A 13,505-nucleotide genomic window follows, 5' to 3' on the forward strand; every position below is an offset into this window, starting at 1 on the left:
GACGAGAATGAAGCAATTGGCGAAATATGGCAGCTTGCAGGGCAAGCGCGTGTTCATCACGGGTGGCGGCAGCGGCATCGGCGAATCCCTGGTGGCGGAGTTTGCCGCCCAGGGCGCGCTGGTGGCGTTTGTCGACATCGCCGTGGAAGCGAGCGAGGCCCTGTGCCGCCGCCTGGCTGAAGCGGGTCTGACGGCGCCCCTGTTCCGCCATTGCGACATCACGGATATTGCATCGCTGCAAGCCGTCATGGCGGAACTGGCAGGCGAGCTGGGCGACTTCGATATCCTCGTCAACAATGCCGCCAACGACCAGCGCCACCAGGCGCAGGACGTCACCCTGGAATACTGGAACGAGCGCATTGCGATCAATCAACGTCCCATGTTCTTTACCTGCCAGGCCGTCTTCGAGGGCATGAAGCGCAGGGGCGGCGGTTCCATCATCAACGTCAGTTCGATTTCCTGGCACATGAAGTCGGGCGGCTACCCCGTGTATGCCACCACCAAGGCGGCCGTCGTCGGCCTCACGCGGGGCCTGGCACGTGATTATGGCGCCCACAATATCCGCGTCAACACGGTCACGCCGGGCTGGGTCATGACGCAGCGCCAGATCGAGCTGTGGGTCGACGAGGCGGCGGAAGTGGAAATCAAGAAAAGCCAATGCCTGCCAAGCAAGCTGATGCCACAGGACATCGCCGCCATGGTGCTGTTCCTCGCCTCAGATGACGGCGCGATGTGCTCTAGCCAGGAATTCATCGTCGATGCCGGCTGGGTCTGACAAAACGTCCAGGGCGTTGTTGCAGCGTCTTGCCGTACTAGCGTACTGTCTTCGACGCTGCGCCTAGCCCTGGGCGTTTTGTCGGCCGCGGGCCTTTCCGCCTTACCCCATTCGAGTATGCCTCCCACTCCGTAGCCGGAGAGGCATCGCCACATCCATCGCCGGGTTGACCCCGGCCCTTGCTTTTCACTCAAAAACAGGAGACAGCATGAAATTCATCCATACCAGCATCGTGGCCTTGAGCCTCGTCGCCGGCAGTGCCTTTGCCGCGCCCGTCAGCGTCACCATCGACGTGGCCAGGCCCGGTCCCGTGATCAACAAGAACGTCTACGGCCAGTTTGCCGAGCACCTGGGGACCGGTATCTATGAAGGCATGTGGGTGGGGCCGGACTCGCCGATCCCGAACACCAAAGGCTGGCGCAATGACGTGCTGGGCGCGCTGAAGCAGTTGCACGTGCCCCTGGTGCGCTGGCCGGGCGGCTGTTTTGCTGATGAATACCACTGGAAGGATGGCATCGGCGCGCGCGACAAGCGCCCGACCAAGGTCAACACCAACTGGGGCGGCGTGGAAGAGTCGAATGCCGTCGGCACGCATGAATTCTTCGACCTGGCGGAATTGCTGGGTGCGCAAACCTATATCAACGGCAACCTCGGTTCCGGCACGCCGCAGGAAATGTCCGAGTGGCTCGAATACATGACCTCGGACAGCAAGTCGACCCTGGCCGAGCTGCGCCGCAAGAATGGCCGTGCCCAGCCGTACAAGGTTGATTACTTTGGCATCGGCAACGAAGCCTGGGGTTGCGGCGGCAATATGCGTCCGCAATACTACGCCGACCTGTACAAGCACTATCACACCTTCATGAAGACGCCGGAAAGCGCGCGTCCGAAATTCATCGCCAGCGGCGGCAATGACGACGACATCAGCTGGTCCGGCACCCTGAGCCGCGAAATCAAGCCGAACATGATGGATGCCATCAGTTTCCACTATTACACGGTGCCGACCGGTATCTGGGAAAAGAAGGGCGCCGCCACCGGCTTTGGTGAAAATGAATGGATTTCCACCCTCAACCGCACCCTGCGCATCGATAGCTTGATCAAGAACAATATCGCCGCCATCGACAAGAACGATCCCTCGAAAAAGACGGGCCTGTACGTCGATGAATGGGGCACCTGGTACGACGTGGAACCGGGCACCAACACGGGCTTTTTGTTCCAGCAAAACAGCTTGCGCGATGCGCTCGTCGCGGCCTTGAATTTCAATATTTTCCACGCCCACGCGGACCGCGTGCGCATGACGAATATCGCGCAAATGGTCAACGTGCTGCAGGCCATGATCATCACGGACAAGGATAGCTATTTCCTCACGCCCACCTATCACGCGTTTGAAATGTACGTGCCGTTCCAGGACGCCACGTCCTTGCCGGTGGCCATCGCTGGCAATGGCAAGTACCGCCTGGGCAAGGTCAGCATTCCGGAAGTGAGCGCCTCGGCCGCGCGCGCCAGGGATGGCAAGGTGTACTTGTCGCTGGTCAATACGAACCCGCACAAGGCCGTCGACGTCAATGTGGCGCTGGCGGGCAAGCAAGTGGCCAGCGTGACGGGTCGCGTGCTGACTGCAGGCAAGATGGATGCCGTCAACAGCTTTGCGCAACCGCAAGCCGTGCAGCCGGTGGCGTTCAATGCCAAGGCGCAAGGCGGCAAGCTGACCGTGTCCGTGCCCGCCAAGGCCGTGGTAGTGGTGGCGGTCGAATAAACCTGCCGATGTTGATGTATCCAGCCGGCCCGCATGACGGGCCGGCTGGCCATGTGGAGAACATGATGCAATTTTCAACAATGATGGCCTTGGCGGCCATGCTTGCCTTCAGCCCCGCCCAGGCGGCCCAGGTCAGCGTGCACGACCCCGTGATGGCGAAGGAAGGCGACACGTATTATCTGTACAGCACGGGCCCCGGCATCACCTTTTACAGTTCGAAAAACATGCACGACTGGCAGCCGGAAGGGCGCGTCTTCGCGGGCCAGCCGACCTGGGCCAAAACGGCTGCGCCCAGCTTTGATGACCATATCTGGGCGCCCGACGTGCAATTTCATGATGGCAAGTATTACCTGTATTACTCGGTCTCCGGCTTCGGCAAGAACACCTCGGGCATCGGCGTGACCGTCAACGCCACCTTGAATCCTCGCTCGCCCGACTACCGCTGGGTCGACCAGGGCATGCTGCTGCAATCGGTGCCGGAGCGCGACGAGTGGAATGCCATCGACTCGAACATCATCACCGATGCTGCCGGCACGCCGTGGATGTCGTTCGGCTCGTTCTGGAACGGCATCAAGCTGGTGAAACTCAACAAAGACTGGACCCGTATTGCGGAACCGCAAGAGTGGCATTCGCTGGCGCGCCGGGCACCGCTGCCACCAAGGGCGGGCGAATTCAAGCCCGCGCCCGAGGAAATCGAGGCGCCGTTCATCTTCCAGCGTGGCGACGACTATTTCCTTTTTGTTTCCTGGGGCCTGTGTTGCCAGAAAGAAAAAAGCACCTACCACCTGGCCGTGGGACGTTCCAAAAGCGTGACGGGCCCATACCTGGACAAGGATGGCCGCGACATGGCGCAGGGCGGCGGCACGGTGCTGCTGAAAGGCGACAAGGACTGGCAAGGCCTGGGCCACAACAGCGCGTACACGTTTGACGGCAAGGATTACCTGGTGCTGCACGCCTATGAAACGGCGGACAATTACTTGCAGAAGCTCAAGATCTTGCCCATGACGTGGGACCAGGACGGCTGGCCGCAAGTCGATGCGCGCGACTTGAACCGCTATCAAAGCCGCCAATTGCCGGCTGCCAAACGGTAAGTGGACCAGGGGATGGACGGCAGGTGATACGCAAATCGGTATCGCAAGCGAAAAAGAATTGATTGGATGGCTATGTTGCTTTCTCCTACCATGGGTTCATAAAAACCGCCCATCCGGCATCCGGCTGTGATGGTATTCCAAAAAAACTGGAGACAAGAATGACATTGACACGCCGCACACTCCTCGCCAGCGCCATGCTGTTGGCCTTTTCCGCCACCACCTTCGCCACCTCGTCCGCCTTCGCCGCCAAGCCCCTGGTCATGGGGTTTTCGCAGGTAGGCGCCGAAAGCGAATGGCGTACCGCCAATACCGTCTCCATCAAGGATGCCGCCAAGAAAGACGGCGTTACCCTGAAATTTGCCGATGCGCAGCAAAAGCAGGAAAATCAGGTCAAGGCCCTGCGCTCGTTCATCGCGCAAAAGGTCGATGTCATCGCCTTTTCGCCCGTGGTGGAATCGGGCTGGGATACCGTCTTGCGCGAAGCCAAGGCCGCCAAGATTCCCGTCATCCTGACAGACCGCGCCGTCAACGTGGCGGACAAATCGCTGTACGTGACCTTCATCGGTTCCGACTTCGTGGAAGAGGGCCGCCGCGCGGGCCAATGGCTGCTTGAGCACGCCAAGAAAACCCCGGATGCCACGCTGAACATCGTCGAACTGCAAGGCACGGTCGGTTCCGCTCCGGCCATCGACCGCAAGGAAGGCTTTCAGGAAGTCATCGGCAAGAATCCCAAGCTGAAGATCATCCGTTCGCAAACGGGCGACTTTACGCGCGCCAAGGGCAAGGAAGTGATGGAAGCGTTCCTGAAGGCTGAAGGCAAGAAGATCAACGTGCTGTACGCGCACAATGACGACATGGCCATCGGTGCCATTCAGGCCATCGAAGAGGCGGGCATGAAGCCGGGCAAGGACATCATCATCATTTCCATCGATGGCGTCAAAGGCGCATTCGAGGCCATGATCGCCGGCAAGCTGAACGTCACCGTGGAATGCAGCCCGCTGCTGGGCCCGCAACTGATGTCCATCGCCCGCGACGTGGTGGCCGGCAAGCCCGTGCCGGCACGCATCACGACGGTGGAAGGCGTGTTCCCTGCCGAGGTGGCCGCCAAGGAATTCCCGAACCGTAAGTACTAAGCTTGCCGCATGATGAAGACGCAAGCGCATCACAACGCCGCGCCAGCTCCCTTGCTGGAGTTGCGCGGCATCAGCAAGTCCTTTCCCGGCGTCAAAGCCCTCAGCGATGTCGCCCTGCGCCTGTATCCGGGCGAAGTGCACACCCTGATGGGGCAAAACGGCGCGGGAAAGTCGACGCTGATCAAGGTGCTGACGGGCGTGTATACGCCCGACAGCGGCCAGATCCTGTTTGAAGGCAAGCCCATCGCCCCCGCCTCCACTGCGGATGCGCAGGGGCTGGGCATCAGCACCGTGTACCAGGAAGTCAATCTGTGTCCGAACCTGTCGGTGGCGGAAAACATTTTTATCGGCCGCTACCCGCGCCGCTTTGGAGTCATCGATTGGCGTGCCATGCAGCAGCAGGCGCGTGCCTTGCTGCAGCAATTGCAGATCGATATCGATGTCACGGCGCAATTGTCCAGCTTTCCGCTGGCCATCCAGCAAATGGTGGCCATTTCGCGCGCGCTGAACATTTCGGCCCGCGTGCTGATCCTCGACGAACCCACGTCCAGCCTGGACGAGGCGGAAGTCAATCTGCTGTTTTCCGTACTGCGCCGCCTGCGCGAGCAGGGCATGGCGATCCTGTTCGTCACCCATTTCCTTGACCAGACCTACGCCATTTCCGACCGCATCACCGTCATGCGCAATGGCGAGCGCGAGGGAGAATATGCATGCAGCGAACTGTCGCGCCTGGCGCTGGTGAATAAAATGATCGGCGTGGCAGCCGACATGCAGGAGCAAGCGCTGGATCTGGCGCAAGACGCGGGCGCCGCCAGCTTTGGTCCCACCGTGCTCGAAGCGCAGGGACTGGGCCGCAAGGGTGCCTTGCTGCCCATGGATTTCCACATCCGGCAGGGTGAATTGCTGGGCCTGGCCGGTTTGCTGGGTTCGGGCCGCACGGAACTGGCGCGCTTGCTGTTTGGCGCCGACAAGGCCGATTCCGGCAATATCACCATGCAAGGCCAGCCGCGCCAGTTCAACGTGCCGCGCGATGCGATAGCCCGGGATATCGGTTTTTGCTCGGAAGACCGCAAGCACGAGGGGGCGATTTTGTCGCTGTCCGTGCGCGAAAACATCATTCTGGCCTTGCAGGCCCGCACGGGCTTGCTGCGCGCCATTCCGTTCAAGCGCCAGCAGGCGCTGGCCGACGAATATGTGAAGGCGCTGGGCATCAAGACGGCCAGCATCGAAACGCCGATCGGCAGCTTGTCGGGTGGCAATCAGCAAAAGGCCTTGCTGGCGCGCTGGCTGGTGACCTCGCCGGCCATGCTGATTTTGGACGAACCGACGCGCGGCATCGACGTGCGCGCCAAGCAGGAAATCATGAGTTATGTGAGCAAACTGTGCCGCAAGGGCATGGCGATTCTGTTCATCTCGTCCGAATTGCCGGAAGTGCTGCGCTGCAGCGACCGTATTTTGGTCATGCGCGACCGCAAGGCTTGCGGCGACTATGCGCGCGGCGAGCTCGACGATAGTTCCGTGCTGCAAGTGATCGCCGGAGACGCCACATGAGTTTATCCACGCCATCGGACGCGCCACTCGCGCGTCCGGCTTCCACTACGGGTACGTCCGCTTTGCATACCGTTTTACACCATCCCCTGAGCCGCCCCCTGGCCGCGCTGCTCCTGCTGTTGCTGGTCGACTTCTTTGCCATCCCCGGCTTTTTCCATCTGGAAATTCGCGACGGCCACCTGTACGGCAGCGTGATCGACATCGTCAACCGCGCCGCACCGCTGATGCTGGCGGCGCTGGGCATGACCCTGGTGATCGCCACGCGTGGCATCGACATTTCCGTGGGCGCCGTCGTCGCCCTGTCCGGCACCGTGGCCGCCATGCTGATCGGCGGCACCATGGTGATGGACAACGGCGTGCCTACCTACGTGAGCAACATCCCCATGGGCTGGGCCCTGGCCGCCGCCCTGGGCGCAGCTCTACTGTGCGGCGCCTGGAATGGCGTGCTGGTGGCGGGACTGGGCTTGCAGCCCATCGTCGCGACATTGATATTGATGGTGGCGGGGCGCGGCCTGGCGCAGCTGCTGACGGATGGCCAGATCGTCACCGTCTATTACCAGCCGTACTTTTTCATCGGCAGCGGCTACCTGTTCGGCTTGCCCTTTTCCCTGTTCCTCGTGGCGGCGGTCTTCATCATCACCGCCGTGCTGATGCGGAAAACCGCGCTGGGCCTGTTCATCCAGGCCGTCGGCATCAACCCCGTCGCCGCGCGTCTGGCCGGCATCAGGACGGCGACCCTGATCTTTTTCGTCTATGTGTTTTGCGCCGCCTGCGCGGGCCTGTCGGGACTGATGATCAGCTCGAACATCAAGAGCGCGGACGCGAACAATGCGGGCCTGATGCTGGAACTCGATGCCATCCTGGCCGTGACGTTGGGCGGGACGTCCCTGGCCGGCGGCAAGTTCAGCCTCGTGGGCAGCATGATAGGCGCGCTCATCATCCAGACCCTGACCTACACCATCTATTCGCTGGGCGTACCGCCCGAGGTGAACATGGTCGTCAAGTCGGTCGTCGTCTTCCTCGTCTGCCTGTCGCAATCGTCGGAGTTCAAGCAATTGCTGCATCGGAGAAAAGCATGAAGGGCTTGCTGCACACCCCGTATTTCACCTCGCTCGTCACGGTCTTGCTGCTGGTGGTGATGCTGGGCCTGGGCGGCGCCGCCTATCCGGGCCTGCTGTCGACGCAGGTGATCTTTAACCTGTTGATCGATAACGCCTTTTTGCTGGTGATCGCCGTCGGCATGACCTTCGTCATCGTTTCCGGCGGCATCGACCTGTCGGTCGGCTCCGTGCTGGCCCTGTCGACCATGATCGCCGCCTGGCTGCTCAACGTGGCGCATTGGCCGCCAACCCTGGTGATCGCCACCGTGCTGGCGCTGGGCGCAGTGTTTGGCGCCAGCATGGGCGCGCTGATCCATTATTTCAAGTTGCAGCCCTTCATCGTCACCTTGGCCGGCATGTTTCTGGCGCGCGGGCTGTGCTATTTGATCAGCATCAATTCCATCACTATCGATGATCCGCTGTTCGTGGCCATGTCGCAGACGCAATTACAATTCCTGGGTGGCTTTGTCTCACCCGGTGTCGTCATTGCCGTGATCACTTTGCTGCTGGCCATCTGGCTGGCGCACGCCACGCCGTTCGGCCGCGCCGTGTATGCGATAGGCGGCAATGAACAGTCGGCCCTGATGATGGGGCTGCCCGTGGGCCGCACCAAGGTGCTGATCTATGCGTTCAGCGGATTTTGCGCTTCGCTCGGTGGCGTGCTGTTTTCGTTTTACATGCTGTCCGGCTATGGCTTGCATGCGCAAGGCACGGAACTGGACGCGATCGCCGCCGTCGTCATCGGCGGCACTTTGCTCAGCGGCGGCTACGGCTACGTGGCGGGCGCTTTGTCCGGCGTGCTGGTGCTCGGTACCATCCAGACCCTGATCGCCTTCGACGGCACCCTCAGCTCGTGGTGGACCAAGATCGTCATCGGCGGCCTGCTGTTTGTCTTTTGCGTCGTGCAAAGACTGATGGCCATGGGCCAGAAAAATACCAACGGGAGTTAAGCAATATGTTTTACAAGAGCAAACTTGCCGCAGCCATCGGCATGGCGGCGGCGTTCGCCTGCGCCCCATTCGGCGCGCAGGCGGCCAACCCCATCGTGAAAAACATCTACACGGGCGATCCGGCCGCGCTGGTCGACAATGGCAGGGTGTATTTGTACGTCGGCCACGATGAAGCCAGCGCTACGGATACGGATTACCGGATGAATGAATGGCGCGTGTATTCCTCGTGCGACATGGCCAACTGGACGGATCACGGCTCGCCCGTGCGGTACTCGACCTTCGCCTGGGCCGGCAAGGATGCCTGGGCCGGCGACATCGTCAAGCGCGGCAGCAAATACTATTTTTATTCCACCGTCGATCATAAAACCATCGCCGGCAAGGCCATCGGCGTGGCCGTGTCCGACAGCCCGACGGGACCGTTCGTGGACGCGCGCGGCAGCGCCCTGATCACGAATGACATGACCAGGCAGACGGCGATCCCGTGGGACGACATCGACCCGGCTGTTTTCATCGATACGGATGGCCAGGCCTACCTTTATTGGGGCAACACGGTCTTGAAATATGCCAAGCTGAAAGCGAACATGACGGAGCTCGATGGCCCGATTCTGACCTTCGGCATGGATGCGTTCACGGAAGCGGCGTACATGCACCAGCATGGCGGCACGTATTACCTGTCGTACTCGCGCAACTTCCCCGAAGAAACGGCGTATTCGACGGGGCCCACGCCGACGGGGCCGTGGCATTTCCGTGGCGCCATCATGGACAAGAATGCCGTGGTGAAAACCATTCACCAGGCCATCATCGAGTTCAACGGCAAGTCCTACATCTTCTATCACAACGACAAGTTGCCCGGTGGCGGTGAATACCGGCGTTCCGTGGCCGTGGAAGAGCTGAAGTACAAGCCGGACGGCAGCATCGAATTCATTCACCAGACTGAACAGGGGCCGGCGGCTAACCCGAGCGCCGCCTGCAAGGCATCCTGAGCTTCATCGTCGTCATGCACAAAAAGGAGACATACCGATATCAATAATATCGATCTCAGTAAGAAACTGATATCGATCATGATATGATTTATTCATGGATACCCTCAACCCCAACTGGTTCTTGCGAGCCCGCTTGAAGACGCGGCAATTGCTGCTGTTGATCGCCCTTGACGAGCAGCGCAACATCCACCGCGCGGCGGAAGAATTGCACATGACGCAGCCGGCCGCGTCCAAGCAAATCAAGGACCTGGAAGAGATGCTGGACGTGCGCCTGTTCGACAGGCTGCCGCGCGGCATGGAGCCGACCATCTACGGCGAAACGATGATACGCCACGCGCGCATGGCCCTGACGAGCCTGTCGCTGGCGCATGACGACATCGTCGCCCTGAAGTCGGGCCTGACGGGCCAGGTGGAAGTGGGTGTCATCATGACACCGGCCATGGCCTTGCTGCCCCGGGCGATTGCCCGCATCAAGCAGCAGGCGCCGCTGATGCGCATCGGCGTGCACCTCGAGCACAGCAATACCTTGATGGACATGCTGCAGCACGGCACGCTGGACTTCATGATCGGGCGCATCCTGGAAAAGGAAAGCAGCGCCGGCCTCATCTACGAGGAATTGACGGAAGAGCCGGCCAGCGCCGTGGCGCGCAATGGCCACCCGCTGCTGTCGCGCAAGAATCTGCAATTGAAAGACCTGGCGGGCCAACCGTGGATCTTGCCGCCGCAAGGCAGCATCCTGCGCCACCGCTTCGACATGATGTTCCGCCGCGCCAGCCTGGAACCGCCCGTCGACGTGGTCGACACCACCGCCTTGCTGCTGATCACGTCCTTGCTGCAGCAGACGGATTCGCTGCACGTCATGCCGACGGAAGTGGCGCATTACTACGAATCGTTGAACGTGCTGAGCATTTTGCCCATCGAGCTGCCGTGCAAGATGGATGCGTTCGGCATCATCCGCCAGCAGGATCATTTGCTGTCGCCGGGGGCGGACATGCTGTTGAAAGCAGTACGCGCCACGGCCGCCGACATGTATTGACGATCACCGAATAAAACGTCCATGGCGTTGTTGCCGTGCCTTGTCGTACATTCGTACTGCCTGCGGCACGGCGCCTAGCCCTGAACATTTTCTTCGGCGCCGTCACCAACTTCGGCGATTTTTACTGCGAACACCTGCGCCGTATGCTTACTCTGGCACCTCAAAAAAGAACAGCTGCACCAATCGCCCATTCTCCGGCGTGTCGCCAAACACATTGCTGATCGAGTGAAAGTAGTGGCCCTTGTAGACGATCAGGCGGTTGTGGCGCATCGGCACTTCCAGCAGGGCTTGCCAACTGTCGCGCTGTTCCTGCAAGTCGTTGAATTTCTGCACCTTACTGTTCGGCAGCCAGCGTTTCTGGAAATCCTTGAAGCTGGCGTAGCCGCCCGCTTTCACGTCCGTTTCCGGCAGGCGACGGTACCAGCCGCTGGGCTGGTGGCGCCAAAAGGTGGTGCCGCCCTGGCACTGCTCGGGCGGGTTCAGATACAGCACGCCCGCATAGAAATTGAAATTGTTGCCCGTCTCATTGTCCACGTGGATATCCGTGCGTGCCATGGCGTCCGCATAGCTGAGGCGATACGAGCCGTTGTCGGGCGAAATGAAACGGATGGGGCGGCCCAGCGCCGTGGCGATGCGTTCCATGATGGCTTGACTGGGCTGGCCCGCCGTCTGGCTGCCCGGGTAGTTTTGGCCCGCGTAGCGTTGCTGTTCGAACGGTAAATTGAGCGCCTGGGCGCGCCAGGCAGCCGGGTCGGGCAGGAAATCGTCGAGGATGTGCAGGTCGGTTTCGCGCAGGAAATCGTGCAAGCTAGCCGGCACGTCGGGCGTGGTCAGCCGTTCCGTGTTTTCCGTGCTGGGACTGGCAAAGCCGATGCGGCACGTTTGCGCCAGCGCCGGGTGCAGCGCCACGCCTTGCGCGTAGCGGGCCAGGGCCAGATCCTGCTGTCCCGTGCGGTAATACAGTTCGGCCAGTCCCTGCAGGGTTTGCCAGCGCTGCGGACGCAGGGCGTGGGCCCGTTCCAGTTCGGCGATGGTCTCCATCAGCCGCTGTTTTCCCATCAGCAATTCCGCATGAAGAATCGCGAAATCGTGCTCATGCGGCGCCAGCCGCGCCGCCGTGGCATAGCTGTCCAGCGCCGCCTCCTTGTCCGTACCGCGCAGCACATTGCCGAGGTTGTAGTGGAACAGGGCGTTCTCGGGCTGCTGCCTGAGCGACAGTTTTAACAGGCCCAGGCCGAGGGTGCCCTGGCCCATCTCGAGCATGGCCAGGCCCTGGAAATGCTGCGCTTCGGCCAGGGCCGGGTCCTGTTTATACGCAGCCTGGTAGGCGTTGATCGCTTCGATCAGCTTGCCTTGCTGCTGCAGTTGCTGGCCCTTGGCCAGGTGTTGCTCCGCCAGTGTCTGTTCGCCCATGTCCCGATTCCGATGCAATGTGGCGAACAGTGTAACGCAAAGGCCCGGGCGCTTACAGCGCTTGCTGCACAGGAATTTCTTCCCCGTTCAGCTTGATCGCCACCTTGACGATCTGCGCCTTGACCTGGTTGCTGGCCATGTCCGCTTCCTGGGCGTAGGCATACACGACGATGGCGAAGTCCTTGTAGCCGCTGCGCGCCGCCTCGATCTTGCGCGCCGCCTCCTGGTCCACTTTCAGCAGCGAGTAGCCGTCGCCATTCGTGAACGCCAGCTTGTAGTCGCCGTTGTCATACATGTAGTAATACGTGCCCGCTTCGGCGAACTTGGCGGGGAAGGCGGCCTTGTCCATCGCGTACGGCGACAGCGCGCCCTGGCCATTGATCTGGTAGCGCAGGTAGCGTTTGGTTTTCGCTTCGCTGACCTTGGCGTCGATCTGCGGTTTCAACGCGTCGAGCACTTCCTGCTTGCGGAAGGCATCGTTGCTGCCCGCATATTCGCGCGAGATGCGCTGTGCCACGACGGCATAGTCGGGCGGCACGCTGGACAGGGCGATGTAGCTGTACATCAACTGGTTGCCGCTGGTAATGTCGACATAGCTGGCGCTTGGTGTGGCAGCGTCCGCTTGCGGCAGGCTGGCGGCCGCCGCCTTGACTTGCGCTTTCGCGGCCAGGTCGGCCGTGCTGGTGGCGACGGGGGCAGGGGCGGCCGGAGCGGCGGAGTCGGTTTTGCCGCAGGCGGACAGGATCAGGGCGATGGCGAACAGGGAGGGCAGGGTGCGTTTCATGGTGGTTCCTTGAGTGTGAGTTAAACGAAGCGTTGCGGGACGTGTGGCTTAGCCGATGGTCTTGCGCTTGTATTCGCCATAGCCGTAGGCGGCCAGTACGGTGGCAGACGCCAGCAACAGGTAGGTGCCGACGCCGAAAGACATGCTGTGCCAGACCTGGGACAGCATTTCATCGGCCATGCGGCGGGCGATTTCATTGTTGCGTCCGCCCAGCAGGCTTTGCACGCCGGCGGTCGACGCGCTGACCGAGTCGCGCACGGTCATGGTCAGCCTGGCGACGTAGATCAGCAGGAAGAGCAGCGGGGCGGCCTTGCCGAGGGCGGCCTTGGCGTTGTGGATGAACAGGCTGGCAAAACAGGCGCCGATCGCCAGCAGGAAGAAGAAGCGGCCCGAGGTAAAGCTGCTCCTGGCCCCTTGCGACAGACGCTCCAGATTGTCGATGGGCATGCCGAGCATTTCCCAGAAGCTGAAACTGCTGTTGCCATACAGGCGCATGTCCAGCACATTGAACAGGAAGGCGCCTGCCAGCAGGACGCCGATGCTGGCCAGTACCGGCAGTCCCAGCATGGCGACGGCCTTGCTCCACAGTTGCTGGCCCTTGGCGCGCGCCAGTTTTGCCGCGATGGCCATGTCTTCCTGCGCCAATTGCTGCGTAGAGACGGCACGCAGGGTCTCGATGGCGCCGGTGGCATCAAGGCAGACGTCAACTACGGCATTCAGGGCTGGCGCGGTGTCCGAGCGCCAGTGCTTGCTGACATCAAATGGATATTGCACGCCATCCATGCTGACGGTGCCGAGGCCGCTCGTCTGGTAGGTCATGATGCGGCCGCGTTGGCCGGTGGTGCTTGCTGCTGGGATCGATGTTTGCATGGGATTTCCCTGGTCACTGTCATGCTGTATTGCATGTACCCACGGATAACGGGGGCAGTTCCGGGA

Annotated in this window: 12 protein-coding genes; 9 read left to right on the top strand and 3 right to left on the bottom strand. The window is 61.2% G+C overall.

The annotated features are described in order from the left end of the window. Positions 1 to 7: 7 nt before the first annotated feature. The 9 genes from ACQ4WL_RS15675 to ACQ4WL_RS15715 all read left to right on the top strand — a co-directional run bounded on the left by ACQ4WL_RS15675 (position 8) and on the right by ACQ4WL_RS15715 (position 10,372). Positions 8 to 775 carry an SDR family NAD(P)-dependent oxidoreductase gene (locus ACQ4WL_RS15675; RefSeq protein ID WP_436510572.1) on the top strand — a complete coding sequence of 256 codons (768 nt, stop codon included), beginning with the start codon at positions 8 to 10 and terminating at the stop codon, positions 773 to 775. Positions 776 to 983: 208 nt separating this feature from the next. After that, positions 984 to 2,528, top strand: coding sequence for an alpha-N-arabinofuranosidase (locus tag ACQ4WL_RS15680; RefSeq protein ID WP_436510573.1), 1,545 nt, complete (start codon positions 984 to 986; stop codon positions 2,526 to 2,528). Between the two features lie 65 nt (positions 2,529 to 2,593). Further along, complete coding sequence (locus ACQ4WL_RS15685; protein WP_436510574.1) at positions 2,594 to 3,619, top strand: arabinan endo-1,5-alpha-L-arabinosidase; 1,026 nt, start codon at positions 2,594 to 2,596, stop codon at positions 3,617 to 3,619. Between the two features lie 158 nt (positions 3,620 to 3,777). Then, on the top strand, positions 3,778 to 4,752 hold the full coding sequence (locus ACQ4WL_RS15690; RefSeq protein ID WP_071079903.1) for an ABC transporter substrate-binding protein: 975 nt from the start codon (positions 3,778 to 3,780) through the stop codon (positions 4,750 to 4,752). A gap of 9 nt (positions 4,753 to 4,761) precedes the next feature. Continuing rightward, positions 4,762 to 6,303, top strand: coding sequence for a sugar ABC transporter ATP-binding protein (locus tag ACQ4WL_RS15695; RefSeq protein WP_436510575.1), 1,542 nt, complete (start codon positions 4,762 to 4,764; stop codon positions 6,301 to 6,303). Continuing rightward, positions 6,300 to 7,382, top strand: coding sequence for an ABC transporter permease (locus tag ACQ4WL_RS15700; RefSeq protein WP_436510576.1), 1,083 nt, complete (start codon positions 6,300 to 6,302; stop codon positions 7,380 to 7,382). Before ACQ4WL_RS15695 ends, ACQ4WL_RS15700 begins: the two co-directional genes overlap by 4 nt. Beyond that, positions 7,379 to 8,353: a galactofuranose ABC transporter, permease protein YjfF gene (yjfF, locus tag ACQ4WL_RS15705; protein ID WP_436510577.1), complete on the top strand. Its 975-nt coding sequence runs from the start codon at positions 7,379 to 7,381 to the stop codon at positions 8,351 to 8,353. The genes ACQ4WL_RS15700 and yjfF overlap by 4 nt, the downstream gene beginning before the upstream one ends. Positions 8,354 to 8,358: 5 nt before the next feature. Continuing rightward, the gene (locus ACQ4WL_RS15710) at positions 8,359 to 9,336 is read left to right on the top strand and encodes a glycoside hydrolase family 43 protein (RefSeq protein WP_436510578.1); all 978 of its coding nucleotides are present in this window, start codon (positions 8,359 to 8,361) and stop codon (positions 9,334 to 9,336) included. 94 nt (positions 9,337 to 9,430) lie between these two features. Continuing rightward, positions 9,431 to 10,372, top strand: coding sequence for a LysR family transcriptional regulator (locus ACQ4WL_RS15715; protein ID WP_035823672.1), 942 nt, complete (start codon positions 9,431 to 9,433; stop codon positions 10,370 to 10,372). Between the two features lie 147 nt (positions 10,373 to 10,519). Here ACQ4WL_RS15715 and ACQ4WL_RS15720 read toward each other — a convergent pair whose 3' ends face one another. From ACQ4WL_RS15720 to ACQ4WL_RS15730, 3 genes are read right to left on the bottom strand one after another with little or no spacing between them, the layout of a single operon-like run. Further along, entirely contained in the window at positions 10,520 to 11,785 is a 1,266-nt protein-coding gene (locus ACQ4WL_RS15720) for a DUF6445 family protein (protein ID WP_436510579.1), read from the bottom strand. 52 nt (positions 11,786 to 11,837) lie between these two features. Beyond that, complete coding sequence (locus ACQ4WL_RS15725; protein WP_436510580.1) at positions 11,838 to 12,569, bottom strand: hypothetical protein; 732 nt, start codon at positions 12,567 to 12,569, stop codon at positions 11,838 to 11,840. Positions 12,570 to 12,617: 48 nt separating this feature from the next. Beyond that, positions 12,618 to 13,439, bottom strand: a complete 822-nt coding sequence (locus tag ACQ4WL_RS15730) for a hypothetical protein (RefSeq protein WP_436510581.1) — start codon at positions 13,437 to 13,439, stop codon at positions 12,618 to 12,620. Between the last annotated feature and the right edge of the window lie 66 nt (positions 13,440 to 13,505).

The sequence above is a fragment of the Janthinobacterium kochi genome (assembly GCF_051380715.1).
Taxonomy (GTDB): domain Bacteria; phylum Pseudomonadota; class Gammaproteobacteria; order Burkholderiales; family Burkholderiaceae_D; genus Janthinobacterium.

What these genes read in the sequence shown, in the direction of transcription:
- ACQ4WL_RS15695 (WP_436510575.1), top strand. Translation starts at nt 4,762, where the DNA reads ATGATGAAGACGCAAGCGCATCACAACGCCGCGCCAGCTCCCTTGCTG.
- ACQ4WL_RS15675 (WP_436510572.1), top strand. Translation starts at nt 8, where the DNA reads ATGAAGCAATTGGCGAAATATGGCAGCTTGCAGGGCAAGCGCGTGTTC.
- ACQ4WL_RS15730 (WP_436510581.1), bottom strand. Translation starts at nt 13,439, where the DNA reads ATGCAAACATCGATCCCAGCAGCAAGCACCACCGGCCAACGCGGCCGC.
- ACQ4WL_RS15720 (WP_436510579.1), bottom strand. Translation starts at nt 11,785, where the DNA reads ATGGGCGAACAGACACTGGCGGAGCAACACCTGGCCAAGGGCCAGCAA.
- ACQ4WL_RS15715 (WP_035823672.1), top strand. Translation starts at nt 9,431, where the DNA reads ATGGATACCCTCAACCCCAACTGGTTCTTGCGAGCCCGCTTGAAGACG.
- yjfF (WP_436510577.1), top strand. Translation starts at nt 7,379, where the DNA reads ATGAAGGGCTTGCTGCACACCCCGTATTTCACCTCGCTCGTCACGGTC.
- ACQ4WL_RS15690 (WP_071079903.1), top strand. Translation starts at nt 3,778, where the DNA reads ATGACATTGACACGCCGCACACTCCTCGCCAGCGCCATGCTGTTGGCC.
- ACQ4WL_RS15680 (WP_436510573.1), top strand. Translation starts at nt 984, where the DNA reads ATGAAATTCATCCATACCAGCATCGTGGCCTTGAGCCTCGTCGCCGGC.
- ACQ4WL_RS15710 (WP_436510578.1), top strand. Translation starts at nt 8,359, where the DNA reads ATGTTTTACAAGAGCAAACTTGCCGCAGCCATCGGCATGGCGGCGGCG.
- ACQ4WL_RS15725 (WP_436510580.1), bottom strand. Translation starts at nt 12,569, where the DNA reads ATGAAACGCACCCTGCCCTCCCTGTTCGCCATCGCCCTGATCCTGTCC.
- ACQ4WL_RS15700 (WP_436510576.1), top strand. Translation starts at nt 6,300, where the DNA reads ATGAGTTTATCCACGCCATCGGACGCGCCACTCGCGCGTCCGGCTTCC.
- ACQ4WL_RS15685 (WP_436510574.1), top strand. Translation starts at nt 2,594, where the DNA reads ATGCAATTTTCAACAATGATGGCCTTGGCGGCCATGCTTGCCTTCAGC.